Source organism: Streptomyces sp. NBC_01476, assembly GCF_036227265.1.
Lineage (GTDB): Bacteria > Actinomycetota > Actinomycetes > Streptomycetales > Streptomycetaceae > Actinacidiphila.
Genome location: NZ_CP109446.1, coordinates 6888228 through 6912247, shown reverse-complemented (window position 1 = coordinate 6912247; position 24020 = coordinate 6888228). Strand labels below are relative to the sequence as shown.

23 protein-coding genes and 2 pseudogenes are annotated in these 24020 nt (G+C 69.0%); 16 read left to right on the top strand and 9 right to left on the bottom strand.

Annotation, left to right across the window (positions count from 1 at the left end):
• Positions 1-167 precede the first annotated feature (167 nt).
• The gene (locus OG552_RS30105) at positions 168-1373 is read left to right on the top strand and encodes an IS256 family transposase (RefSeq protein ID WP_329141277.1); all 1206 of its coding nucleotides are present in this window, start codon (positions 168-170) and stop codon (positions 1371-1373) included.
• 44 nt (positions 1374-1417) lie between these two features.
• Here OG552_RS30105 and OG552_RS30100 read toward each other — a convergent pair whose 3' ends face one another.
• The 5 genes from OG552_RS30100 to OG552_RS30080 form a co-directional block, all read right to left on the bottom strand.
• The gene (locus OG552_RS30100; RefSeq protein WP_329138248.1) at positions 1418-1909 is read right to left on the bottom strand and encodes a hypothetical protein; all 492 of its coding nucleotides are present in this window, start codon (positions 1907-1909) and stop codon (positions 1418-1420) included.
• Positions 1906-5409: an SGNH/GDSL hydrolase family protein gene (locus OG552_RS30095; RefSeq protein WP_329138246.1), complete on the bottom strand. Its 3504-nt coding sequence runs from the start codon at positions 5407-5409 to the stop codon at positions 1906-1908. Before OG552_RS30095 ends, OG552_RS30100 begins: the two co-directional genes overlap by 4 nt.
• Positions 5406-5960: a hypothetical protein gene (locus tag OG552_RS30090; protein WP_329138244.1), complete on the bottom strand. Its 555-nt coding sequence runs from the start codon at positions 5958-5960 to the stop codon at positions 5406-5408. Before OG552_RS30090 ends, OG552_RS30095 begins: the two co-directional genes overlap by 4 nt.
• Positions 5961-6470: 510 nt before the next feature.
• Positions 6471-7376: an ISAs1 family transposase gene (locus OG552_RS30085; RefSeq protein WP_329138242.1), complete on the bottom strand. Its 906-nt coding sequence runs from the start codon at positions 7374-7376 to the stop codon at positions 6471-6473.
• Between the two features lie 73 nt (positions 7377-7449).
• Positions 7450-7689, bottom strand: a complete 240-nt coding sequence (locus OG552_RS30080) for a transposase family protein (protein ID WP_329138240.1) — start codon at positions 7687-7689, stop codon at positions 7450-7452.
• A 128-nt stretch (positions 7690-7817) separates the two neighbouring features.
• Between OG552_RS30080 and OG552_RS30075 the strand changes: the two genes are divergently transcribed.
• The 3 genes from OG552_RS30075 (at position 7818) to OG552_RS30065 (ending at position 10966) form a co-directional block, all read left to right on the top strand.
• Positions 7818-9055, top strand: a protein-coding gene (locus OG552_RS30075) for an IS3 family transposase (protein ID WP_443071213.1) whose coding sequence is annotated in 2 segments (ribosomal slippage) — positions 7818-8148 and positions 8148-9055 — 1239 coding nt in all. Because the reading frame shifts where the segments join, the coding sequence is not laid out codon by codon here.
• Between the two features lie 290 nt (positions 9056-9345).
• Positions 9346-9630 (top strand): helix-turn-helix transcriptional regulator, encoded by a 285-nt coding sequence (locus OG552_RS30070; protein ID WP_329138237.1) that lies wholly within the window; start codon positions 9346-9348, stop codon positions 9628-9630.
• 139 nt (positions 9631-9769) lie between these two features.
• Positions 9770-10966, top strand: a complete 1197-nt coding sequence (locus OG552_RS30065; protein ID WP_329138235.1) for a site-specific integrase — start codon at positions 9770-9772, stop codon at positions 10964-10966.
• A 421-nt stretch (positions 10967-11387) separates the two neighbouring features.
• Here the strand turns inward: OG552_RS30065 and OG552_RS30060 are convergent, their stop codons facing one another.
• From OG552_RS30060 to OG552_RS30050, 3 genes are all read right to left on the bottom strand, one after another.
• Complete coding sequence (locus OG552_RS30060) at positions 11388-11528, bottom strand: hypothetical protein (protein ID WP_329138233.1); 141 nt, start codon at positions 11526-11528, stop codon at positions 11388-11390.
• Between the two features lie 68 nt (positions 11529-11596).
• Positions 11597-11917 (bottom strand): HIT domain-containing protein, encoded by a 321-nt coding sequence (locus OG552_RS30055; protein ID WP_329141273.1) that lies wholly within the window; start codon positions 11915-11917, stop codon positions 11597-11599.
• A 103-nt stretch (positions 11918-12020) separates the two neighbouring features.
• Positions 12021-12308, bottom strand: a complete 288-nt coding sequence (locus OG552_RS30050; protein ID WP_329138232.1) for a hypothetical protein — start codon at positions 12306-12308, stop codon at positions 12021-12023.
• 91 nt (positions 12309-12399) lie between these two features.
• Between OG552_RS30050 and OG552_RS30045 the strand changes: the two genes are divergently transcribed.
• The 9 genes from OG552_RS30045 (at position 12400) to OG552_RS30005 (ending at position 20126) form a co-directional block, all read left to right on the top strand.
• Positions 12400-13056 carry a helix-turn-helix domain-containing protein gene (locus OG552_RS30045; protein ID WP_329138230.1) on the top strand — a complete coding sequence of 219 codons (657 nt, stop codon included), beginning with the start codon at positions 12400-12402 and terminating at the stop codon, positions 13054-13056.
• 98 nt (positions 13057-13154) lie between these two features.
• Positions 13155-13751 (top strand): hypothetical protein, encoded by a 597-nt coding sequence (locus OG552_RS30040; RefSeq protein WP_329138228.1) that lies wholly within the window; start codon positions 13155-13157, stop codon positions 13749-13751.
• 570 nt (positions 13752-14321) lie between these two features.
• Positions 14322-14663 (top strand): tyrosine-type recombinase/integrase, encoded by a 342-nt coding sequence (locus tag OG552_RS36515; RefSeq protein WP_443071075.1) that lies wholly within the window; start codon positions 14322-14324, stop codon positions 14661-14663.
• Positions 14664-14718: 55 nt separating this feature from the next.
• Positions 14719-14889, top strand: coding sequence for a hypothetical protein (locus OG552_RS30030; RefSeq protein ID WP_329138227.1), 171 nt, complete (start codon positions 14719-14721; stop codon positions 14887-14889).
• 185 nt (positions 14890-15074) lie between these two features.
• A complete protein-coding gene (locus tag OG552_RS30025) occupies positions 15075-15953 on the top strand; it encodes a TauD/TfdA family dioxygenase (protein WP_329138225.1) in 879 nt (292 codons plus the stop codon).
• 321 nt (positions 15954-16274) lie between these two features.
• Positions 16275-17402: a HesA/MoeB/ThiF family protein gene (locus tag OG552_RS30020; protein ID WP_329138223.1), complete on the top strand. Its 1128-nt coding sequence runs from the start codon at positions 16275-16277 to the stop codon at positions 17400-17402.
• Between the two features lie 942 nt (positions 17403-18344).
• Positions 18345-19172 carry an alpha/beta fold hydrolase gene (locus OG552_RS30015; protein ID WP_329138222.1) on the top strand — a complete coding sequence of 276 codons (828 nt, stop codon included), beginning with the start codon at positions 18345-18347 and terminating at the stop codon, positions 19170-19172.
• On the top strand, positions 19165-19761 hold the full coding sequence (locus OG552_RS30010) for a TetR/AcrR family transcriptional regulator (RefSeq protein ID WP_329138220.1): 597 nt from the start codon (positions 19165-19167) through the stop codon (positions 19759-19761). The genes OG552_RS30015 and OG552_RS30010 overlap by 8 nt, the downstream gene beginning before the upstream one ends.
• Positions 19758-20126, top strand: coding sequence for a hypothetical protein (locus OG552_RS30005; RefSeq protein ID WP_329138218.1), 369 nt, complete (start codon positions 19758-19760; stop codon positions 20124-20126). Before OG552_RS30010 ends, OG552_RS30005 begins: the two co-directional genes overlap by 4 nt.
• A gap of 537 nt (positions 20127-20663) precedes the next feature.
• Here OG552_RS30005 and OG552_RS30000 read toward each other — a convergent pair.
• Positions 20664-20729, bottom strand: a pseudogene (locus OG552_RS30000) (hypothetical protein); the annotation flags it as partial.
• Positions 20730-21263: 534 nt separating this feature from the next.
• Here OG552_RS30000 and OG552_RS29995 point away from each other — a divergent pair.
• The 3 genes and pseudogenes from OG552_RS29995 to OG552_RS29985 form a co-directional block, all read left to right on the top strand.
• Positions 21264-21620: pseudogene (locus tag OG552_RS29995) on the top strand (PadR family transcriptional regulator); the annotation flags it as partial.
• Between the two features lie 141 nt (positions 21621-21761).
• On the top strand, positions 21762-23243 hold the full coding sequence (locus tag OG552_RS29990) for an ATP-binding cassette domain-containing protein (protein WP_329138216.1): 1482 nt from the start codon (positions 21762-21764) through the stop codon (positions 23241-23243).
• Positions 23244-23443: 200 nt separating this feature from the next.
• Entirely contained in the window at positions 23444-23953 is a 510-nt protein-coding gene (locus OG552_RS29985) for a GNAT family N-acetyltransferase (RefSeq protein ID WP_329138214.1), read from the top strand.
• The last annotated feature ends 67 nt before the right edge of the window (positions 23954-24020 follow it).

The following is a 24020-nucleotide window of genomic DNA, read 5'->3' as shown; positions in this document are numbered from 1 at the left end:
CTGTTCTTGGTTGTGATCATCTTCCGGTTTTGGCCCTGGGGGGAGTGTCTAATCAACGGCGGATCTGCTGATCATGGGAGAGACGCCAAGTGAGTGAGACGATGATCGAGCACGAGTCCGTCGGGGAGCCGGTCGGTGTGGCCACGTCGGACGAGCAGTTGATCGCGATGCTGGTCGACCGGGCCCGGAGCGAGGGCCTGCAACTGACCGGTGAGGGCGGGCTGTTGCAGCAGCTGACCAAGCGGGTGCTGGAGTCCGCCCTGGAGGGCGAGATCACCGATCACCTCGGCTACGGCAAGCACGATTTCGAGGGCCGCAACAGCGGCAACAGCCGCAACGGCACCCGGGCGAAGACCGTGCTGACCGATGTCGGGCCGGTCGAGGTGAAGGTGCCGAGGGACGTGGCCGGCACCTTCGAGCCGCAAATCGTCAGGAAGCGGCAGCGGCGCCTGACGGGTGTGGATGAGATGGTGCTGTCGCTGTCCGCGAAGGGCCTCACCCACGGGGAGATCTCCGCGCACCTGGCCGAGGTCTACGGCGCCGAGGTCTCCAAACAGACGATCTCCACGATCACCGACCAGGTGATGGAGGGCATGACCGAATGGCAGAACCGGCCGCTGGACCGCGTCTACCCGGTCCTGTTCGTGGACGCCATCAACGTGAAGATCAGGGACGGGAAGGTCGCGAACCGGCCCGTTTACGTGGTCATGGCTGTCACGGCCGAGGGCACCCGGGACATCCTCGGGATCTGGGCCGGCGACGGGGGCGAGGGAGCGAAGTACTGGCTGCAGGTGTTCACCGAGCTGAAGAACCGCGGCCTGGACGACGTGCTGATGCTCGTCTGCGACGGCCTCAAGGGCCTGCCCGACGCGGTCGAGACGGTCTGGCCTCGAACAATTGTGCAGACCTGCATCGTTCACCTCCTGCGCAACAGCTTCCGCTACGCGGCCCGCCAGGACTGGGACAAGATCGCCAAGGCGCTCAAGCCCGTCTACACCGCCTCGAACGAGAGCGCGGCAGCGGAGCGCTTCGGAGAGTTCCAGGACGCCTGGGGCAGGAAGTACCCGGCGATCGTCCAGCTGTGGGAAAACGCCTGGGCCGAATTCGTGCCCTTCCTCTCCTCCGACGTCGAGACCCGCACCGTCATCTGCTCGACCAACGCCATCGAGTCCGTCAACGCGCGGATACGCAAGGCCGTCCGGGCCCGCGGGCACTTCCCCAACGAGGCCGCCGCCCTCAAGTGCGTCTACATGGCACTGATGAGCCTCGACCCGACCGGCAAGGGCCGCAAGAAGTGGACCATGCGCTGGAAGGCACCACTCAACGCCTTCCAGATCGCTTTCGAGGGCCGGCTCACCCCGGCCAACAACTGAACCCTCAACAACCAAGATCAGCCGCTAAATTGACACACCCCCGGTCACCGTGCAAACCCGCCGACGCCGGTGGTGGTGGTGAGGGGCCGCGGGTGCACGGGGCAGCCGCCGGAGTAGTTGGTCTCCACGGCCTGCCCGGTGAGCACGAGGAAGTACACGCACACGTAGCGGCGGAGTGTGATGCCGGTCCCCGGGGGCTCCTCGGTGTAGGGAAAGGCCACCGTCAGGCTGCCCGAGTCGTCCTCCAGACTCAGCTGGGTCAGTACGCCGCCGTCTGCGACGGCCGATCGGGCCTCCGGTTCGGACAGGGTTCCGTCGGCGTCGGCCTGCGCCAGGGCGTGCGCTGTCTGCTCGGCCGCCTTTACGGCCGATCGCGTCTCGGGGCTGTGGGGCTTGGGGTCGTGCGGCGAGAGGCCCCTGAGCATGGTGTACAGAATCCATGTCCCGATGAACAGCAGCACAAGGAAGAGGCCGACGGCCCACACGACCGGCCACCGGTTGTGGCCGGGCGTGCGGGCGGGCCGCTTTTTAATCATCCTCCAGTATATCCAAGGGTGTTGGCCAACTCCTCGTCGACCAACTCCGCGTAGCCGGTGGTTCCCGACACGTTGGGGTGGAAGGACTCCCGACTCACACAGGTGTCGAACACCCATGCGCACGTGGCGTTGGGGTCGCCGGCGTGGAAGTCGCCCTCGCTGTTGGGCCCGATGCTGACTCCCTTGATCCAGGAGTCGCTGTCGCAGACCTCGTGGTCGGTGAACCACGAGTACGGATCGATTTGGTCGACCTTCGTGTCGTTGATCTTGAAAATCGTGTCCTGGTCCCCCGCGGCGAAGTAGAACGCCAGGTCGGTCAGGGTCTGCGGGTCGCTGCCCACGGCGCCGCCGGCAGCGTCGCAGGTACTGCCCGTACTGATCGGGGCCGGGTAGCCGACCAGTACGATCTGGGCGTTGGGTGCCCTGTCCCTGATCTCCTTGAGCGTTTCGAGGATGTTTTTCTCGGCGTCGTCGATGAGCTTGTCGTACTTGGCCGTGAAGGCGTCGCCGCCGCAGCTGAGCGGACTGCCGGCGCAGTCCGAGATCGCGTCGCTGAAAGCGTTCTGGTCGTTGCCTCCGATGGTCAACGTCACCAGTGTCGTGTCGCCGTCGAGTACGCCGGAGTCCATCTGATTCATCTCGTGGAACTGCCCGTCGACGGGGTTATTCGTGCGGTCGTCCCAGTCGACCGGGTACGAGCCGTAGGTGCCCGGCGTCGTCAGTTCGCCTTGCGTCTGGACGTTCCAGTTCTTGGCGCCGGAGCAGGCGACGAAGCCGAGTTCCGCGCTGGTGCTCCAGGCGTCGCTGAGCGAGCCCAGCGTGGCGGTCTCGCCCGGTAGCACGAGCTTGCGGGGCCAGGCGTCCTTGCTGCGCGCGCAGGCATTCCAGGTGCTGGTGCCATGGTCCTGGTCGGTCTCCGGAAAGTAGTTGCCCGCACCCTCACCGGAGGAGTAGGAGTCGCCGAGAGCCGCAACGATGTGCTTCGGCTTTCCCGGCAGCGGTTGGAACGCGACCGCGTCCCAGGCGACGTCGTCGTCCGCGGTTCCGTCATCGGTCGCGTTACTGAGGTCCACCTTCGGGGTTCCGGAGAACCGGTAGACGCCGAGGGAGAGCCATGCGTTGGACTGCCGGTGCTGGTTGATGTAGCGGTCGTAGCCGCCGCTCTGCCCTGCGATTCCGTAGATCTTGTAGTGCGCCTGTTGGGTCTGGGCGCCGGTGTCGGGCACGTGCACCATGACCCGGGCCCATTGGTTGAGGCTCTGGTTGAGCGTCCACGTGCCATCGACGGTCATCCTTCCCCCGTCACCGCCGAGGTGCGCGTCATTGCGGGTGTGCGCGTACCAGTAGTGGCCTTGGTAGCCGCCGCCTATCTGGCTCAGGTCGCCTTTGGCCTCGTACTGGTCGGAACTGTCGGGGTAGAAGGTGAACTGGAAGGTTCCGGAGGAGGCGGCGTTGCCGCAGGTCTGGCTCCAGGTGGGTGTTCCGTCGGGCACGGAGTGGACGACCATGGCGCCCGCGGGGGCTGCCGCGCAGTCGGGTTCGCCGTACTGGAGGCGGTAGCCGCGGCCCGGTTCGGCGCGCAGCGTGACGTACTTGATGCTCTCGTGGCCGCAGGTGTCGGCGCAGTTGGTCTTCCAGACGGTGTTCTGCTCGTGCCACCAGTGGAGTTGGTCGCAGCCCTCGATGTGGTCGGTCTCGCACGGGGGCGGGTCGGAGACCTCGCAGTCGTTGCTGGTGTTGCAGAAGGTGTCCAGCGGCGGCTTGATCTCGCTGCGTTCCGCGGGGGTGAGCCACCAGGAGGGCTGGAAGCCTGCGGAGGAGAAGCCGCTGTCGCCGGGCCAGTCCTGCCGTCCTGAGGTGGCGTAGGAGTGGCCGGTGTCGATGGACCAGGCGGCCCAGCCCATCACCTTCTCCTCGTAGGGCCAGTCCTGCGGGTGGGCGGCGTCGTGGTTGGCGCCCGGGTCGAGGCTGGTGTCCATGAACGCCTGCCGGCCCGCCGGGTAGATGGGGTTGGCGGGGTTGTTGTACCACCCCAGCCCCCACGGGCCGTCGGGTCCGCCGGGGCCGGAGCCGGGCGGGTTATAGCCGAGGTTGTAGTTCCACACGGCGGTGAACCAGTTCTCCGGCTTGGAGGCGTCGTCGTTGTTGACGGTGACGGTCTGGCCGGCGGTGTGCACCTCGTTCCACTTGTCGGCGAGGATCTGCAGTGATGCGGCCACGTTGACGGTGTAGTCCAGCGCGACGGCTTTCTGCAGGGCGGGCGACAGGCTGGTCTCGCCGGTCTTCTCGTGACCTGCCAGGCGCATGCCGTCGGTGACCTGGCCGACGCCGTAGCCGCAGTCGGAGTTCTCCCAGTCGATCTTCCAGTAGTCGGAGGATGTGGTGCCTTTGTGGCCGTAGAAGCCGGCCACTGACGCCAGGGGATTGCCCATCTGGCCGGGTATCGCGCCGGATTCGGCCTGCCACAGATTGGACTCCTGGGCCAGGATGCCCAGTTCGACCTGTGCGGGGATGCTTCCGCCGCCGGTCAGGGCCGGCTTGGCGAACAGGGCCTGCGGGCTGATGGTGCCCAGTCCGGCCTGGGAGCGCCAGCCGCCCTGGGAGACCCATGCCGAGGTCAGGTCACCGCGGACGGCCATGTCCACCGCCCACTCGACCTGGTTCGGTGTGGGTTGCAGCGCCTGGGCGTTGACGTCGTTGCGCGGCACGGAGCACCAGCGGTCGGTGTCCACCGGGTCGTGGTCCGCGGTGGTCGCGGCGGCTTTGGCGGTTGCGCCGCCAGACGCCTTCGACATGCCGGCGAGCGCCGGGGAGGGGGCCGTGCCGTTCGCGTCCGCCGGCGCTCCGGACCGCGCGGCGGGCGCGGCGGATCGCGCGGCGGGCGCGCCGCCGGACCAGGGGGCGACGGTCTGGGTGACCTTGCTGCCCGTGGGTGTGGCCGTGGACGTGACCGCGAGCGGGCCGTCGGAGGCTGCGGTGGGGGCCGGCTGCGGCTCGGTGCCGGGCACGGCTCGCCCCGCCCCCGCGATCCTCGTCAGGCCGGTCTGCACGGCGGGCGACAGAACCGGGTCGACAGCCAGGCGGCCGCGAGTGGAGACCTCCGCGTCGGGCGAGACGTCCAGCGGCTTGATGCGACTGGTTGTGAAGCCCTTGCCATGGCTGGCTCTCCCGGCGAGGTAGACGGTGCTGTCCGTGCCCTGGCGGAGGTTCATCGCGGTGATCTTGCCGCTGGCGACGGTGGTCTTCTTGCCGTGTGCGTAAGTCTGCACGTTGGCGTCGGTGTCGCCTGTGCGGTCGATGTAGTCGACCGTGCCGTCGCCGGTCACGCGGATGCCGTACGGGGCGTGCTTCGTGGCGGTGAGTCTGATCGTCCGGCCGTTGCGGTCGACGGTGACGAGCTGGTTCCCCGAGGCTGCGATCACACCGTCCTTGGTGGGCACGGCAGAGGTGATCTCGCCCTTCGCGGTGGTGTCCGCGAGGGTTGTGCCCTTGGTGTTCACCGTGACCAGGCGTGTCTGCGAGTCGCGGAGCGCGGTGAAGACGGCGCTGTGCGTGGCCGGGCTGCATGTGGGGTCGAAATAGGCCAGGGACGCGGTGAAGGGCAGCTTGTGACGCGGCCGTCATCGAGGTTCACGATCGCGGTGAGCGCGCCGCCCATCATGAGGTCCTGCTTGTTGGTGAAGGTGCGGGGGGCGTAGGCGACGGCCGCGTGGTGGTCGTCCATGACGCAGCTGTTGCCGATCCAGGTGTCGGCCGGGAGCTGGGGCTCGGTCAGCACCGCGGCGGTTCTCCAGGCGTAGCCGGTCGTGCTGTCGGCGATCAGGAGGTGGAGTCCGTCGCTGTCAGCAGCTGTGGTCACGGCCCGGTCGGGGGAGGTCTTCCAGCCCTTCCCAAGAACCTTGTCACGGTCCTTCAGCGGGACCGCGGCCGATGGTGTGGTGGCCTGCTTCTGCTTCTCCGGCGTGCCGGCGGCCTGCTTCTGCGCCGGGTTCGCGGCCGGTTGCGATGTCGCCGCCTGTGCGGCGTTGACGGTGAAGGCGGAAGCGACCAACGCGGTTGCCGCAGCGAAGACGACAGCGGATGATCGTCGGCTCTGCCTCTTCCGTGGCTGTTGTCTCATGGCGTACTGGTTTGTCCCTTCAAGGGTGACACTCTCCCGATTGGGCGAGGGCAGGGACGCGCTCTGGGTGGTGGCGTCGGCGAAGGTCGGGGTGCCGGAGTCGCCTGTGTCGGCACAGATAGGGGTGAAGCCCCGCAGCGCGACATGGTCAACAGAGGTGGAGGGTGGATTCCGGCCACAAGAACCTAATCCCGCCACCCCCTCGTGGAATACGATGTTGTCCGCTCCCTGCGTTCAACCATGCGCACCCCAGAGGCGGAGTAATCTCCTCCGCCTGGTTTTCTACGCGATGGCCCCATGCTTTACCGTCAATTGACCTGGCTGCCAGTCCGGAAGTAATGCCGAGCAGTTGGTTGCGATGCTCGTGGACCGGGCCCGGTCGGAGGGCCTGCAGCGGGTCTGTACCAGGGCTTCGTCGTTCTCGCGATCGGCCGGGAATGATCACGTGAGTCCGAGAGTCGCCAGCGGCCGGGCCATGTCGCGTCCGTGATCGCGCAGGCCCTCGGCGATGTTGTCCCGCCCCGTCAGGCGGAGTGCGCCGATGGCCAGGTTCCTCAGCGAGGCCATCGCCCGTGGTGCGCCGCCTGTCCTTACTCGTGAGGTGTCCTCCTCGAACGTCACGTCCCTGACGTAGTGCTCACGATTCTCGATTGCCCAGTGCCCGCGTATGCGTTTGGCCAGGTCAGCGGTGGTTGCCTGGTGAACGGCGAGGCTGGTGAGTGCGCAGACCCGTTCGAGAGAGACCTTCCCGGTGCGTACCGTGCGCCGTCGGCGGACGATCTGCAGCGCTTGGCCGGCGTGCGGGAACGGCAGCCCCGGCACGGTCACGGTCTTCAGGCCGCGGATCTCGTCGCGGCCGTGGGCCGCGGTGCGGGTGCGGTCCATCAGCGGCACGTCCTTCCAGGGCAGGTCTTTCACCAGCGCGTGGAGGTTCGGGTGGTTGCCCTTGAGTACGGCGATGCAGTGCGCGTCTTTCTCCTCGACCAGGAACTTTGCGTGGTCGGTCCGGGTCAGCAGCGCGTCGAAGGTCACTACCGCACCGGTCAGGTCCAGCGGGGCCAGCAGTGGCCGGAACGCGGTGATCTCGTTGCTCTTGGCACCGACCTCGCGCTGAGCCAGGACGACGCCGTCGCCGCGCAGCGCGGACAGCAGGTGGACGCGACGGCCGTCGGCGCGGACCGCGCCGCGCAGGGATTTGCCGTCCACCGCGACCGCTGCCCGAACCGGCTGGGACGGCGAGTGGCTGTCCCGGCCGCCGGCGTTGGCGGCGGCCGCACGAGCGGTGAGCCAGCCGCCGATCGCCGCGTCGAGCGCGTCGCCGTCGATGCGCTGCAGTACCCGGCGCACCGACGCCTCGCTGGGCGCCCGGTAGGGCCGGTCCGGATCGCGCAGTGTGGCCCCGCAGTGGAGAAGAAGCTGGTCAGAGGCATCGGCGGCCCACTCGGCGAATCGCGGTGAGGGACTTCGCTCCGGCCAGGACCGCGCAGGCGGCCAGGGCCAGGACGTACGACAACCGGTGACGCCGGCCCCGCAGGCAGCGCGGGTCGGGCAAGTGACCCAGCCGGTCCAGCAGGTCGGGCAGTTCCCCGGCGGCGGCCGGGCCGGAACCGGCAAGTTGGGCCAGCCCGGCGGGAATGAGCGATGATGACGCGGCAGGCACGGTCTTCCGCTGTGGTGATCAGGGAACTCGACACTCCATGATCACCGGGAGCCGTGGGGACCTCCCCCTGACTGGTGGACACGCTGATACTGGATCTGCTTGATCCGGAGGAAGCGAGAAGACCGCCGATGGCGATGAAGGACTACTCGGACGAGTTCAAGGCCGATGCCGTGGCCCTGTACGAGTCCACACCCGGGGCGACCTACAAGAGCATCGCCGCTGATCTGGGCGTCAACCGGGCCACCCTGCGTGCGTGGGTGCTGCGGGACCGCGAACGCCGCGGCGTCACCGCCACGGCTGCAAAGCCGACCGTCCAGCCGGGGGCGGCGGTGCCGTCCGACGCTCCGGACGAGCGGATCCGGCAGCTGGAGGCGAGGGTGGCAGAGCTCGAAGCGAGCGAGCGGAAGCTGGCGACCGAGCGGGACATACTCCGCAAGGCGGCCAGGTATTTCGCCGGGGAGACGAACTGGTGATGAGCCGCTTCCAGTTCGTTGACGACCACCGGGACACCTACGAGGTGAAGCAGCTCTGCGAGGTCCTGGGCCTGAACCGGTCCAGCTACTACAAGTGGGTCGCCGGCCGACAGGCGAGGGCGGCCAGGCAGCGCGAGGACCGGCTCCTGGCCGAGCGGATCCGTGAGGTCCACGGCGAGTCCAACAGCGCCTACGGTTCCCCACGGGTGACCGCCGAGCTCCGGGAGAAGGGCCTTCGGGTCAACGAGAAGCGCGTCGCCCGCGTGATGCGGATGTTCTCCATCACCGGTATCCGCCTGCGCAGACGCGTCCGCACCACGATCTCGGACCCGGCAGCCTCACAGGTCCCGGACCTGTTCAAGCGCGACTTCACCGCCACCGAGCCGGGGCGCAAATACATGGGCGACATCACCTATCTCCCCCTGGAGAACGGAAAGTTCCTCTATCTCGCGACCGTGCTGGACTGCTTCAGCCGCAAGGTCGTCGGCTGGTCCATCGCCAGCCACATGCGCACCGATCTGGTCGCCGACGCACTGCGGATGGCTGCCCACACCCGGGGCAGCCCCGACGGGGCGGTGTTCCACTCCGACCACGGGGCCCAGTACATCTCCCGGGCCTTCGCCGGCCTCTGCACCGAACTCGGGGTCACCCGGTCGATGGGCGCGGTCGGCACCAGCGCCGACAATGCGGCCTGCGAAAGCTTCCACGCATCTCTGAAACGCGAGACCCTCCAGGGCACCCACGACTTCGGCGACGCCCCCACCTGCCGCAGAACCGTCTTCGCCTGGCTCACCCGCTACAACACCCGCCGCCGGCACTCCGCCAACGGCCACCTCAGCCCCAACGCATACGAACACCGACACCACACCGCTACACTCACGCTCGCCGCGTGACCATTGACCGCGTATCCACCTTCACGGGGGAAGGCCCCAGTCTTCGTGGACCTGGAGCAGCCTTGGGGGGTTGCTCTCGCTTGGGCCGAGCCGACTGATGCCTAGCACGGGGGCATCCGGGTTCCCCTGCGTGCTCGGTCGATAGCACGGAAAGTGCCATCAGAAAAAACGCGTTTTGTGATGACGATGGGTAGTGACCCGCCGGTCGGCCAGCAGGTGTTCGCCCGCCGAACTACCTGCCAGCTGATTGGGCGTTGTGTCCTGCCCTGTTCATCAGCCCAAGGAAGTGCATGCACCCCAGCTCCGAAGCATCGGCGTCTCCCGCCGGTGCCGCCCCACCTCACGGCGAATCCCCCGCCGCCCTGCGGACCTCGCACCTTTGGACTACGGAGGAAATCGCCCAGCTGCTGCGGGTCGATCCGTCCACGGTGCGACGGTGGCGGGCCGAACAGCCGCCGCAGGGACCGCCATTCATCCGCCTGTCCGGACGCGTGGTCCTCTACGACACCCACGACCTGCACGACTGGCTGGACGAACGCCGCACCACACCCGGCCATGGGCAGAAGGCGGCCTGATTGCCCTACCAGCACCAACTTCCCATAGCGGTGCCGCTGTCCGACGACATCGAGTACCGCCCCCGCCCGCTACCTGCCCTGCAAGGCGCGCGTGCGCTGGGTCGACCCCGGCACCAAACGCCGACGTTCCCTTTCGCAGATGCAGCCCACCCCGGACGCAGCCCGGGAATGGATCGACACCGTGCGGGCTTCGGCTGCACGCGGCATCGGCCCGGCAACGTCCAACCAGACCCTCGCCGAATACGGCAACGCCCATATGCAACTGGCGCGGCGCGGCCTGGAGCCCAAGACCACCGGCCCCTACCTGGCCGGCTGGCGGCTCCGCGTGATCCCCGCGCTCGGGCACCTGCCGGTGACCATGGTCACCAACGGCGCCGTCGACCGCACCGTCTACGCCTGGATCGCCGACGGTGAAGGCCGCTCCACTGTCAAGAACAGCCTCGCCATCCTCGTGCGGGTCATGGAGCAGGCCCTCCGCGATGGTTTGATCACCGTCAACCCCGCCCGGGTCAAGGGATGGCAGCGCCAGTACCAGCTCGCCGAGGACGAGCTCGACAACCCCCGCGCCCTCGCACTGCGCGACTGGAACGCCCTGGAGCAGCTCGCCGCGGCTCTGGTCGCCCGCTCCCATGAGCAGTACACGGGCTGGGGAGACGTCGTGACCTTCGCCGCCTGCACCGCCGCCCGCATCGGTGAAGTGTCCGGGGCACGGGTGAGGGACATCGACCGGCGCAACTGGATCTGGACCGTCCGCCGCCAGACCACCCCCTCCCCGGGAGGGCTCGCCGACAAGAACACCAAGGGCAAGGTCGCCCGCCGCGTCCCGCTCATCGAGGAAATCCGCCCGATGATCGCCCGGCGCCTGCTCATGGTCGGCGATAACCCCGACGCCCGCCTGTTCACCGGCCCCCGTGGCGGACGCATCACCACCGCCGTCCTGCGCGACGCCACCCACTGGGACGAGCTCGTCCGCGCCCTCGGCTACAAACACCTGCGCCGACACGACCTGCGCCACACCGGCCTCACATGGCTGGCCGACGCTGGAGTCCCCTGCACGTCCTGCGGAAGATCGCCGGACACAGCTCCCTGCAGACCACCCAGCGCTACCTCCACCCCGACCTGCAGAGCGTCGTCCGTGCCGGACGGGACCTCAGCACCCACCTCACCGGGGTCCGTACACCTCCCCCGCCACCGCCGGCCCTGTCCGCAACCCTCCGGCGGTTGTAGGAAATGCACAATCCACATCTCGGGGGCAGTGATCTTGGTCCCCAGTAAAACGACCGCTGACCTGCGGCTTTTCTTGAGTAACCGTCCCCACGTGGTCCCCAGGTACTGACGCGTCATCAGACGGGCATCATTCCCAGAAACGAGAAGAGGCCCGCTGAGCTGGCCACATGCCAGTCAGCGGGCCTCTCTGCACCGTCGGGACGACAGGATTTGAACCTGCGACCCCTTGACCCCCAGTCGCGAAGACCAAGGAGAATTTCCCGCCATTCGCCACGAATCACCCGCGCGTTACGTGTAGTTATGCGTCTATCCCTCACCAACGCGCACCGCGTGTGGTCCCCGGTTGGTCCCTGGCGACCTAAGCCAGTACATGCGCGAGAAGCGTGCTCTTGACTGCGCCTCGCCTCGCGGCATCTGACAATCGGACATCGACGCCGCTTTCCACTGGTCCACCCTCCCGCAATCCACTACCCATCGCCCACCAGGCAGCCGCTACGCACCCAGCAGCACAACGACCTGCGCGTCGTCGGTCAGCATTCGGCGCTGGACCGGCTGTTCCGCCTCGGCGTCGACGCGGTCCTGCGCATCTTCCCCAGCTTCGCCGCCGAGCCCGCCATCCTGCCGAAGGCGTTCCGCAGCCGCAGCGCCGTCGCCGACGGCACCGTGATCAATGACGGCCAGCTCCTCATCGACTCGCTGGCGCCGACATCACGCTCGAATACGAATGAGAACTCGACTACTACGCCGCCCCGGTTGAAGCCGAGAGCTGGATGAAATCCTGGAGGCGGAGAAGCAGAAGAAGAGCGGCGGGATCGCCGACTGTGCGGCGACCCGCCGGACCGCTGCCATCACCTTGGCGAGCAGTTCCTCGCCCCCCTTTTCCGAGGTCGACCAGAGAGGGTGTGTGCGCCTTCGGGACCACCACAACGTGCACCGGATGCGCAGGGCTGGTGTGCTCGAACGCGAGGACGTCCTCGGTCTCCGCCACCACCCTGACCGGCGTAAACCCCGCGATGGCCTGGTGACAGTAGAAGTCCGAAGTATCCGAAGCAGGGGCCATAGCAGCAGCGGTCACAGTAAGTAGTCCCCTGCATCGGACAGTGATCTCGCTGCCGCCCTACCGCCCCTCGCCCCGCAGAACTCGGCAGCGGCAGACCCACACGTCAAGCACAGAGGCCATGCTGCTTCCCCTCATCCTCGACCCGACTGACATCCAGCGGCTGACGCTTCAGCCCGAGCAGCTTGAGGAGGTCGGCCGTCACCACCCGATAGGCGTTCCCCAGGCGGACCACCCGTACCGGGTAGCGCCCCTGCCTGGCAAGCGCGTAACCGGTTGACCGTCCGATCATGAGAGCCCGGTTGGCGGTGTCAAGGTCGATCGCTGCTGGCAGGCCGAGAAGCTCTGCCTCGGTCAGTCCTTGCGCCTCTCCGGACGAGTTGAGTGCCTTCATGATGACCTCCTGGCGCTTGCTGGTGCCCTATGCACGGAGAAGGTGTATCACAGAGTTGCGGATGCACTTTTCTCCACCATAGAGTGCAGATATGACAGCAGATCGATGGCCAACGGCGTTCACCGCACGTGTAGTCCGGGCGATGCGCGAGGCCCGGCAAGCTGCGGGCCTCACCATGGGCGACCTCGCCCAGGGCTGCGCCGACCGCGGGTACCCCGAGATCAAAGAGCAGACCATCAAGAACCTGGAGGCCGGACGCCGGGCCGGCATCACGATCGTCGACCTCGTCGTCTTGGCCGACGTCCTCGGCGTCCCGCCGGTCGCCCTCCTCTTCCCTCTCGGTACCGACGCCACCGTCGAGGTCCTGCCGGGCCGGGAGGTCTCCACCTGGGATGCCCTCGCCTGGTTCACCGGCGAAACCCCCACCGACCAGCCGGCCCCGCAGGGCACCGCCCGCGACCTGCTCGACCTCTTCCGCAGCCACAGCGACCTCGTCGCCGCCGCCACCGCCTCCAACGCCCTGGCCCGGGAGCGTCGGCGCGAGGCCAGCACCACCCTTGACCGCAACCGCAGAGCCACCCTCCTGGAACGCGCAGCCGGTTACGAGGAACACGCCTTCGAAGACTGCCAGGACCTACGCACCTTCCGCACCCGGATGCGCGAGCGGGACCTCGTACCCCCAGCCCTCCCCGCCGACCTCGCGTTCGTCGACGGCCCCGACACCACCAGCACGGAGGCCAGCAAGTGAAAAGGGGCACTACTGTCCGTCGGTGCGCCTGCCGCAACCCAGCCAGCGACAAGCCGTACGGGACGGCCTGCCCGAACGCGTCCAACTCCCAGCACGGCATGTGGTATGCCGTCCAGGAGCTTGTCCCGCGTCAGGACAGCACCAGCCGCCGCTTCCGGCGGGGCGGATTCGCCACCGCGACAGACGCCAAAACCGAGCTGTCCAAGGTCGCGGCGCTCATGGCGATCCCGGAGGAGGACAACCCGGCCGGTCAGCTCGCGATCAGCGATCTCCTCGAAGCCTGCGCGGCGGCCAAGGAACCGCTGCCGGACTACGACGAGACCTTGCGCCGCTTCAAGACCGGCCAGACCCTCAACTCCAAGACCACTGTGGGGGACTGGCCCGACACCTGGCTGGACGAGCGCAAGCGTCTTCGCGTCACCGGTCTCAAGCGCTACGCCTACGACGTCCGCGTCCACCTCAAGCCCCACCTGGGCAGCATCCGGCTGGACAAGCTCATGGTCCACCACCTGAACACGATGTTCGACGCGATCAACGAGCGCAACATCGAGATCCAGGAACAGAACACCAGCGCAAGGCGGTCCAGGCCGAACTCAACGCCACCCCGAACAAGAGCGCCGAGAACCGGGCCCGCCGGACATCGCTGCGGGCCCAGCTCGACGCGATGCCGCCATTCCGCCGGATCACCGGCCTGAACACCCGGCCGCACATCAAGGCCACGCCCCGAGCCGCGCTGAACGTGGCCATCGCCCAGCAGGTGATGTCCCCCTTCAACCCCGCCGAGCACATCGAAATCCTGCCCGGCACGAAGCCGAAGGCCATCATCTGGACCGACGAGCGCATCGCCCGCTGGCAGGCGACCGGCGTCCGCCCTTCGCCCGTCATGGTCTGGAGCCCGCAGCAGACGGGGCAGTTCCTCGACTTCGTCGCCGGAGACCGCCTCTACCCGCTGTGGCGGCTGATCTCATTCCGGGGAACCCGGCGCGGCGAGTCCTGCGGCGTCCGCTGGGAGGACCTGTCGGCCGCCGACCGACCAGTCCCTGGCAATCACCACCCAACTCGTCCAGGACGGCTGGGAGATCTACGAAGGCGCCCCCAAGACCGACTCCGGCACCCGTCTCATCGCCCTGGACGACGAAACCTTCGCCGTCCTCCAAGCCCACAGGCTCCGCCAGGAGCGCGAACGCGAACAGTGGGGCGAGGGCTGGCAGGACACCGGGCGGATATTCACCCAGGAGGACGGCTCCCTGCTCCACCCGGGCAAGGTGAGCGACCTCTTCGAACGCCTCGCCGCCGCCGGCCTGCCGCCGATCCGACTGCACGACCTGCGCCACGTCTCCGCCACCCTCATGCTCGCGGCCGGGGTGGACATCAAGGTCGTCAGCGAGACCCTCGGCCACTCCGACACCCGCATCACCCGCGACATCTACCAGGCGGTCTTGGACGACCTCGCCCACGACGCCGCCGAGATGGTCGTCCAACTCGTCCCCCGCACACGCTCTCACCTCACCGCCGTGCCGGACAACGAGTCACCGGACGCGTCCCGCGCCCTGCCGAGGCTGCAACCCCCGAAGCACCCTTCGGCCAAGGAAGAGGACTCCGCCTGAGAACGGGGACTCGTCGCTGCACACCGCCTACCCCTTCCTGCCGCTGCCGCGCAGCATGCTGCTGACGGCCGGCTCACGTCCGGCCAGCCCCCGGTACCAGCAACTGAGCCTGGTGACCGGCGAGACGGCGCACCAGATGCTGCTCGGCAGGCGGGACATCGACGCGGGAGTGCACCGCCTCGCGGCGGATCTGCGGGATGTGCTGTCGCCCACCACGCATGCCTGAAGGCGGACCATCCCGGAACGCCGCGCGCGGCTACGTTTGCCCCCTCGTACAGACAACAAGCGCGACCGGGCAGTCCCCGGTGCCAGTGTTTGACCCCGGAGGGCTGGCGACATGAGCCTTGGCTCAGCCGACTCGCCAGCAGGCGGGAAAGCTGTGGACCGACGTACCACGGAGGAGTGAGCGCGATGCTGGAGGCAGGAAGCCTCGACGAGCCGGCCGCCGGCTCGGCCGGACTGCCCAACCTCGCCTTCCCGGACACCTGGGCGGAGCGGCTGGCCGGATGGCACTTCGACGACGCGGACGCCCTGGTGGCCGCCGCACGCGATGGCAGGCACCAGGCGGAGGATCTGCTCGGCGCCGACGAACTGCCCGCCGGCCAGCGTTTCCTGGAGCGATTGCGGGACGCGCTCGCACGGAACCGGGCTGCTCTGGTGACCTATCCGACGCTCCTCTCGGTCAAGACGGCGGCATTCCTTGTCGGCCAGTTGCTCGGAGGGTTCGCCGAACGGTCCGTTCCACCGCTGCGTGAGCCGGTGATTTTCAACCGTGACGCGCGAGCCGCCGCGCAGTGGCACACCGATGGCGTGGTGTGGCGGCAGCCTGCCCCCTGGGCCGTGCTCGGCCAGGTCCGGCCCATGCCGGACGCAACCGACCTGCCGACCACCATCCTGGACCTCGCGCACGTCGTGGCGGACTGGGCCGACGATCCACAGCACTTGGAGGTCCTGCGGCGCACGAGAGTCGAGTGGCGAACGATACCGGTCGTCGGCGCTGGGCGGATCCCTCCGTTGTCGGCCCCGGTCCTCGACGAGCACGGTGTCCGCTGGCACGCAACGCTCCGGCAGCACGAACTGGCCTCCGCGGAGCCGGACTCCTTCGCCCGTGCCTGCCAGGCGTTCCGACGAGCGCTGGACGCCAGTTCCGGCAAGCGCGACATCGTGGTCGGCCCCGGCACCCTACTGGTCTGGGACAACCGCCGCGTGGTCCACCACGGCCCAGCCGTGCCGGACGACTCGCCGCGGACAATGATCGTCCTGTCGGCGGGCGGCGGGATCTGCGACTAGGGCGGGACCTTTTCGAAGCTGGTGCACGCGAGGGGAGACCGTCGTTCGCACCGCCACCCACCAGCGATCCCCGGGAGAGGAGGTGAACACATGAAGATCACGATACGCAGGCTGGCCGACGACGAGACGGCGGGCGCCACCGCGCTCGGGACCCTGTCGGACTACTGATCTCCTGAGCAGACACGGTATGACGACCGTGCTGTGTCGGCTCACGCACGCTGACGGAGCAGGCGCCGCCGTGTCGGGAACGCTCTCGGAGTTCTCATCCCCGCGGTCCGATGCGTGCCTGCGCCTGCCGGACCTCGATCCCAAGGAGCTGGCATGCATCGGCCGCGACTCAAGTCCATTTACACCCCTGTACCCGCCGGTGGCGGGCGCATCCGGTTCGGCGGCGGCCTCGGCATCGCGTCCGAGATACAGGACGACGACGCCGACCACGTGTGGCGCCTGCTCTGGTTGCTGGACGGCTCCCGCACGGTGGAGCAGCTCGCGGCGGCCATGCCCGACGTCCCGCCCGGGGACGTGGCGGCTGCCGTCGCCACGCTCCAGGCCGGGGGACTCCTGGAGGACGCGGCGCGGGACGGCGATACGCACGACCTCACCCCCGCCGAACTCGGGCGGTACCGTCGCAGTCTGGACTTCTACGGGTTCTTCAACCACCCGACGGCCACCTCGTTCGACTTCCAGGCGAGGCTCAAGCACAGTCGGGTGGTGGTACTGGGCCTGGGAGGCCTCGGCAGCCAGGTCGCCATGTCGCTGGCCGCGACCGGGGTGGGACATCTGGTCGTGGTCGACCACGACCAGGTCGAACTGTCCAATCTCAATCGCCAACTGCTCTACACCGACGCCGACATCGGCCGTTCCAAGGTGCTCGCCGGCGCCGAACGGCTGCAGTTGATGAACCCGCACATCGAGGTCACCCCCTGGGAGACGGCCGTAGCCGGGGTCGCCGACGCCGAGAGGTGCCTGGGCGCCGGCGACGTGCTGATCTGTGCGGCCGACCGGCCGCGCATACGGCTCTTCGAATGGCTGAACGAAGCGGCCCTTACCCGGCGCAAGCCCTGGCTGCGCAGTTCGAGCGAGGGCCTGACCGTCTCGTTCTCGTTGCACGTGCCGGGCCGGACCGGCTGCTTCGCGTGCGCGGAGACCGAGGCCTGCCGGACCCTGCCGGGGTACGAGGAGGTCAGCGCCTACGTGCGCGACGATGTCGCCGATCGCACGGTGAACCCGTGCACGGCAGGCGTCGCGGGGACCGCGGCGAACATCGCCGCACTTGAAGTGGTGCGGCTTCTCACCGGTGCCGCGGATCCGGTCAGTCTTGGGCGGACTGTCGTGGTCGATCTGCGGGAGCTGCGTACATTCCGTCGTCCGATGCCCAAGCTCGCGGACTGCGCATCCTGTTCCCCCGCGGCAGACCGGTCGCAGATCCCCTCCGCACCCCCTGCGTGAGCCGGCCCCGGGGGCGCGTCGAGTCCGCGGCGCGGGCACGACCGGCGAAGGCCGGCACCGGCTCTGGCACTCCAGCAGGGCGACGGCGAGGTCGGCGAGGGTCCCGGGGCGTGGTACCGCGTCGATCTCGGTACCTCGCTCCGTCTGCTGCGAGGAACTCGATCGTGCCGAGCTGCGAGTCGGGGAGAGATCGGCATAAATTGGTGTGCACGGCGGATGCACTGAAGTTCGACTGGCCCTGCGGCCTCGCACACTTCGAGATCGCCGTGGGAACCCCGAGCGGACCTGGTTCAGCGACGAAAGAACTCAGCACTTCAGCCAACGAGCTCGGACGCCCCGTCAAGCACGTCAGGGCTCACCTCTGGCGATCTGGACAGGGGCCTTGCCCCAAGGCCAGGTAGTTAACGTATTCGTGCTGGTGGCAGGGGGCGACGCCGTTCACTTACGGCTGCGGGCGGTTCGTCAAGGCTGGAGGCAGCAGAGCTGCTGTAGAAGAGGGATGTCACTCCAAGACATCCTCGCCACAGGACCCGCTGCCGCCGGACGATGGCGGGGACTGAAGGTCGTCGCGGTCGACGGCACCCTGCTGCCGGTCCTGGACTGCCCGGCTAATCTCGCAGTGTTCACCCGGCAGCGGATCGGCCGCGGGATCTCCGGCTACCCACAGCTGCGGCTGGCCGCGCTGGTGGCCTGTTGGACCAGGTCGGCGATCGGGGCCGCGTTCGGCCCGGCCACCACCGGTGAGATGGCCCACCGTCGACGGAAGCTGCCTCGTGGCACGGTCGCCGTGCGGCTATGCGATGCCGTACCGCACTCCGCCCACCCGCGGCGCCGGAGGTTCCCGCCCCACCGAGCTTGCCATGGACCCTCGTGCACCGACCTTGACCACTCTGGCTAATCAGAGTAGCTTGATGGTTATCAACGTTAGCTACGGAGGTCGGCATGACTGAATTCCTGCACGTGGAAGGCGGCGCCCTCGCCTACGAGGTGACCGGCTCCGGGCCGCTGATGGTGCTTGCACACGGGATCGGCCAGAGCCGCGACGCCTATCGGTTCATGGTCCCGGAGCTGGCGGCCGCCGGTTACCAGGTCGCGGCCGTGGACCTGCGCGGCAGCGGCGAGTCGACCGCGACGTGGCCGTCCTACACCCGCACCGACATCGCCGGCGATCTGATCGCACTGATCGAACACCTCGGCGGTCCCGCAGTGCTGGTCGGCCACTCCATCTCCGGCGGTGCTGCGACGATCGCCGCTGCCAAAGCGCCAGCGCTCGTGAGCGCCGTCGTCGAACTGGCGCCGTTCACCCGCAAGGTGGAGTACTCGCTAAGCGCTCTAGGCGTGTCCCGCTACCGCAGGGGCGCGGCGGCGATCTCGGCCGTCGCAATGCGCGGCAACCACAAGCAGTGGCGGAAGTACTTGGAGATCGCGACCCCGGAACCGCGCCCGGCGGACTGGGCCGCGAGCCTGGAGCGCACCGACGCGATGCTGCACGAGCCGGGCCGGATGAAGGCCCTGCAGAAGCAGATGAACAGCGCCGCCGACGCCGGTGCCCAACTCGGCAACGTGCACTGCCCGGTCCTGGTCGTCATGGGCACCCTCGATCCCGATTGGGGTGACCCGAAAACCGAGGGCGAGGCCATCGTGGCCGCGCTGCCGGAAGGCGTTGGCCGGCTCGAGATGCTCCTGGGGGCAGGCCACTACCCGCATGTCCAGTTCCCGTCGGAAGTGGTCGGCCTGGTGCACTCGTTCCTGGAGACGGCCCGTGCCTAGGGCCGGACTCGACCGGGCCGCAGTCATCGCGGCCGCGTCGGAACTCGCAGACGAGGTCGGCTTCGCCGACCTGACCATGGGCCTGCTGGCCGAGCGGGTCGGCGTGCGGGCACCGTCGCTGTACAAGCACGTCGATTCGCTGGACGCCCTCCAGCGGGGCGTCGGCCTGCAGGCCGTCCGCGACATCGGCGCCGTCCTGACCAGGGTCGCCGTCGGCCGGTCCGGTCCGGACGCGGTCCGCGCGATCGCCGAGGCATACCGGAAGTGGGCCCTCGGTCACCCCGGCCGGTACGCCGCCAGTGTCCGCGCCCCGCGCCCCGAAGACGAGGAATACCAGGCCGTGGCCCACGAATCGGTGCAGATCCTGTTCGACGTGGTCGCGGGCTTCGGGCTGACCGATGAGCGCGCCATCGACGCAGTCCGAGCCCTTCGCACCGTCATCCACGGCTACGTCGGCCTCGAAAGCAACGGCGCCTTCCAGGTGGAGCGCGACCCCGCCGACAGCTACCGGTTCGTCGTCGACACGCTCATCAACGGCATGCGGGCCGAGGCCGCCACCGCGCCGCCCCATGCCGGAGAGGGATCATGACACAGTCAACCGACTCCCCGAACCGCACCAACGCCGCCTCCGGGCTGCGGTTCCTGACCGAATTGATCGGCTGGACGGCCACTCCGTGGGCGCTGCACCGGATCGACTGGGTGGTCGCGACCGCTGCACTGATCCTGCTGATCGGGCTTCCGGCCGTCATCGGGACACCCGGCGATCGCCCCTTCGACCCACCTGTAGCGGTCCCCGGCACGGCGATGCTCATGCTCGTGCTCCTCGAAGTGGCCGCAGCAGCGGTGGCGCCGTGGTTCGCGTGGCCCACGTGGGCAGCGGTCGTCACAACGGCAATGGCCGCGACGTCGGTCGTGCTCGAACAGCCGCGCTGGCGCTGGCTGTTGCGCCACTAGGACCCGTCGGCCCGCACCGGCGGCAGCCCGCCGAAGGTCAGCACCTGCCGCTGCACCTGTCGCGACGTCAGGTAGTCGATGAGCAATCGGGCGGGCACTGACGCCGTGACGCGGAGACGACCGCGAGACAGGACCCTCCCAGCACGCCCCGCCCGGGGCCGTGGGCCGGGGCACCAGCACCACTCCCACGCGGCTGGCCACCGCCGAGCCCGCCACCACCAGCTTCCGGTAGACGTCGGGCAAGTTGCGCGGGAAGAGCAGCTTGCCCGACTGGAAGGCGAGACGGGACTCCTCCTCCTGGTACTCCAGCGTCGCCTGGGGAATCCAGCCCTCCCGCAGTCCGCTCGCGAGGAAGGAGAACCCGGCGCGGGCTGGCGCGCCGTCCACGGCCACCCGGCCTCCGGGAACAGCAGATCGCCCCCGGCCGAGCGCACGGCCTCCAGGGCGTTGACGGTCAGCCCCTCGTACGGCCAGAACTGGCCGGCGTAGGCGTCCAGGCCGTGGGCGGGCGCGACCTCGCGCGCCAGGGCCCCTCAGCTCCGCCCACGTAGAGGGGGGCCGCGCGCCGGCCTCGGCGAGGACGTCGGCGCGGTAGTACAGCATGGCCGCGTTGGTCACGTACGGAACCGCGTACAGCCACCCCGCGTAGCGCCCGGTCGCCGGCACTGGAGCCAGGAACGAGTCGCGGGAGAACTCCGCGGTGGGCAGGGCGGCCACCCAGCCCCGGTCCCGCGAACTCGGCGGTCCACACCACGTCGATGTTGACCAGGTCGAAGCGGCATTCGGCGTCCTGCAGCTCTTCCACCATCTGTGCGTGCACCTCGTCCGCGGCGGACGGCAGCTGCACCAGGGTCACAGGTTCAGCGGGCCGGGAGGCATTCCGGTCGGCCAGCACCCTGACCAGATAGCCGGTGGTGTCCTGCCCGGTCGCCAGGGTCACCGGGCCGGTACCGTATGGGTCCCCGGGCAGCCGGGGCGTCCTGCCGAGCGAGACGGCGGTGCCGCCGCCGACCAGGGCCAGCGCCGTGGCTGCGAGGCCGCGCGGGGGGCGGTGCGTCGGCCAACGCCACCGGAGGCGTCCGCGCCGCCGTCCGGGTTCCTGACCGTCCACCGGCCATGGCGCGAACCTAGCCGCTCGGCCTGGTCAGCAGCGTGGAAGTGGCGCAGACCGGCCGCCCCGACAAACGCGTCTACCAGATCGCCGAGGCCGGGACGGCCGCGCTGGCCCGCTGGATCACCTCACCGACCGAGGGCTCCCGGGTACGCGACGAGTTCTTCATGAAGCTCGTCCTGGCTCCCGGCACCGCGCTTGCCGACCGCACCGCCCTGATCAACTACCACCGCCGCCACTGCCTGACCGTGATGCGCGGCCTGAGCCGGCTGGCCGCTCAGAACCGCGACAATCCGGTGTCGCAACTGCTCATCGAGGGCGCGGTTCTGCACCTTCAGGCAGACCTCGACTGGTTGGAGCGGTGTCAGCGGGAGCTGACCTGATGACATAGCCGCATCGGACCGTTTGAACACGAATGACGGGGGCGCGCGACGGTGGACGGAGCGGATGTACCCATACTGCGGGGCGTCGAGCTGGTGAAGTCCCAACACAACGGCAAATTTGAGATACCGACGGTGAGCGGGGTGACGCTCACCGTGGCACGCGGCGACTTCCTGGCCCTCACCGGTCCCTCCGGTGCGGGCAAGTCCACCCTGCTGCACCTGCTCGGCGGCCTGCACCGCCCGGACTCCGGCCGGCTCCATGTCGCCGGACGCCGCATGGACCTCGCCCGGGAGGCCTGTTGGGCCGTGGGGCGCTGCCGCCGCTTCGGCATCGTGTTCCAGACGGGCAACCTGCTGGGCTACTTCACCGTCGCGGGCAACGTCGAACTGTCGGCGATCCTGACCGCGCCCGGCGCCGTTGCGGTGCCGCTGCGCGTCGTGGGCATCGCCGACGCCCGGGACCAGGTCAGCTACGAACGGGCGGGGTACGGCCTCGGCTGGGTCGGCCCGGCCCCCTCGACCACGTGCAGCCCGTCGCCCTCGACCGCGGCAGTACCGTGGGTCCCGCCTCTCCGACCAGGCGACCGTCGACTACGCGGCCCAGCGGGCAGTCGCCGACATCGGCAGCGGCCGGGTGGCACGCCTGGCCACACGGAAGGAGGCCAGGGACTCACAGCAGCAGGGCGCCCGCCTCGCGGGACTGCTGCTGTGAGCCTGAGCGGGCTCGGCGCACTCCTGGGCGCCTCGTTGGCCGTAGCAGGCGCGGCCGGCGCCCGGACCCGCGCCCGGCAGGGTGACATGGCCCTGCTGAAGGCGCTGGGCTTCGCCAGGTCGCAGATCGTGGCGATGTTCCTCCTGGAGCACCTGCTGCTGGCCGGCGGTGGATCAGTGCTCGGCGCGCTGTGCGCCGCGCTGTCGGCGCCCGCCTTCTGCCCGTCCGCGGTCGCGGGCGTGCTGGACCCGGGAGTCACCACCGCGGTCACGGCGGCCGCGATCGCCGTCATCAGCCTGGCCGCGGCGCTGCCCTCCTACCGTGCTGGCCGTAGCGCCGCGGTGCCACCGGCGGCGGACGCCGACACCGACACCGAGCCACCAGCCAGACTGCTGTGGTCGCTGCGGCGCCTGCCGGCCGCCGCCGTCCTCGGCCTCACCGGAGTGCTGCGTCGGCCCAGGACGGCCTCGCCGACGCCGGGGGCCTACAGGTGGTCCGCGATCGGACTGCTCGCGCTGCTCGCGGTCATCCTCACCACGGAGCTGCTCAGCGTGACGGGCACGATGGTGCGTGAACGCCGGTCCCAACTGGGGGTGTTTGCGGACGATCGGAAAGACGCCGCGCCAGGTGGTCTCGGTGCTGATGGTGCAGAGCACGGCCGTCGCCCGCGGGGGCGTTGCTCTGGGGCTGTCGGCCGGGCTGCCGTCGGCCTCCCTGCTCATCAACGCGGAGGGCCGCAACGAGGGCGTCGGCTGGGGCATCGGGCGCCTGCCCGAGACGTGGACCCTGACAGTGCTCGCGCTCGTGGTGGCACTCGGCATGTGCCTCTGCCTGCTTCCCACCACCCGCCTCGTGCGAACGATGCTGCCGTCCCACCACTGATCTGCCCCGCTGATCCGCCCGGCCGCTGATCCCCGCCGGCCGCTCCGCCCCGGCCGCAGGCCGACCGGCACTCGGCGCCCGATCAAACAAGGGGGCCTCTCCTGCGGGCACGACTGCTCAACCCCGCGCTTTGTCGTACCTGATCCATATCCATCGACCTGAGAACGAACTGGCCCACTGAGGGGGAGAATTGCCGCCGGTACCCATCGCATCGTCGCCGCGCACGCTGGTGGACTTCGAGTTGTCGGGCAGCCCGACGTATACGCGGATCGCCGTCATCGGCGACTTTGCCGACGTCAATGACATGCACGACCGGTGCAGCCCGGATTCGCGAGCTGCGCGTTACCTGGCAGGTGTGCCGAAGCTGACCGGCACGATGTGGTCGCACCTCGTCGACCGGCGCTGGGGCACCACGTGGGTCAGCCGTCAGCACGGGCGCGTGCTGGCGGTCGCCCACCTGATGCAGAGCCTCGGACCGGGCGGCGAGCATGATCCCACCGTCCTCGAACTCGCCGTCCTCGTCAGGGATGATGTGCAGGGTCAGGGATTGGGCACGGCCCTCGCCCGCTTCGCCTACGCGGAGGCCAGGAGCAGGAGGGGGCGGGCGATAGTGGCTTCGATGGCCTCGACGAACTCGAGGGCGGCATCCATTCTCCGTGGCCTCGGCGCCGACTCATGGAAGGCCGCCGGTCTCGTCACCCACGTCGAAATCAGTCTCGCGCCCGGAGACGGCAAGTAAACCGTCAAACGCCCTCCCTAGGCTCCCCGCAGACAGGGAGAAAGGCATCCGCATGCTCGTCCAAGCC

What these genes read in the sequence shown, in the direction of transcription:
- OG552_RS30050 (WP_329138232.1), bottom strand. Translation starts at nt 12,308, where the DNA reads ATGAAGGCACTCAACTCGTCCGGAGAGGCGCAAGGACTGACCGAGGCA.
- OG552_RS30065 (WP_329138235.1), top strand. Translation starts at nt 9,770, where the DNA reads ATGCAGCCCACCCCGGACGCAGCCCGGGAATGGATCGACACCGTGCGG.
- OG552_RS30030 (WP_329138227.1), top strand. Translation starts at nt 14,719, where the DNA reads ATGCTGCTGACGGCCGGCTCACGTCCGGCCAGCCCCCGGTACCAGCAA.
- OG552_RS30025 (WP_329138225.1), top strand. Translation starts at nt 15,075, where the DNA reads ATGCTGGAGGCAGGAAGCCTCGACGAGCCGGCCGCCGGCTCGGCCGGA.
- OG552_RS30005 (WP_329138218.1), top strand. Translation starts at nt 19,758, where the DNA reads ATGACACAGTCAACCGACTCCCCGAACCGCACCAACGCCGCCTCCGGG.
- OG552_RS30020 (WP_329138223.1), top strand. Translation starts at nt 16,275, where the DNA reads ATGCATCGGCCGCGACTCAAGTCCATTTACACCCCTGTACCCGCCGGT.
- OG552_RS30105 (WP_329141277.1), top strand. Translation starts at nt 168, where the DNA reads ATGCTGGTCGACCGGGCCCGGAGCGAGGGCCTGCAACTGACCGGTGAG.
- OG552_RS30100 (WP_329138248.1), bottom strand. Translation starts at nt 1,909, where the DNA reads ATGATTAAAAAGCGGCCCGCCCGCACGCCCGGCCACAACCGGTGGCCG.
- OG552_RS30015 (WP_329138222.1), top strand. Translation starts at nt 18,345, where the DNA reads ATGACTGAATTCCTGCACGTGGAAGGCGGCGCCCTCGCCTACGAGGTG.
- OG552_RS30040 (WP_329138228.1), top strand. Translation starts at nt 13,155, where the DNA reads ATGTGGTATGCCGTCCAGGAGCTTGTCCCGCGTCAGGACAGCACCAGC.
- OG552_RS30070 (WP_329138237.1), top strand. Translation starts at nt 9,346, where the DNA reads ATGCACCCCAGCTCCGAAGCATCGGCGTCTCCCGCCGGTGCCGCCCCA.
- OG552_RS30055 (WP_329141273.1), bottom strand. Translation starts at nt 11,917, where the DNA reads ATGGCCCCTGCTTCGGATACTTCGGACTTCTACTGTCACCAGGCCATC.
- OG552_RS30045 (WP_329138230.1), top strand. Translation starts at nt 12,400, where the DNA reads ATGACAGCAGATCGATGGCCAACGGCGTTCACCGCACGTGTAGTCCGG.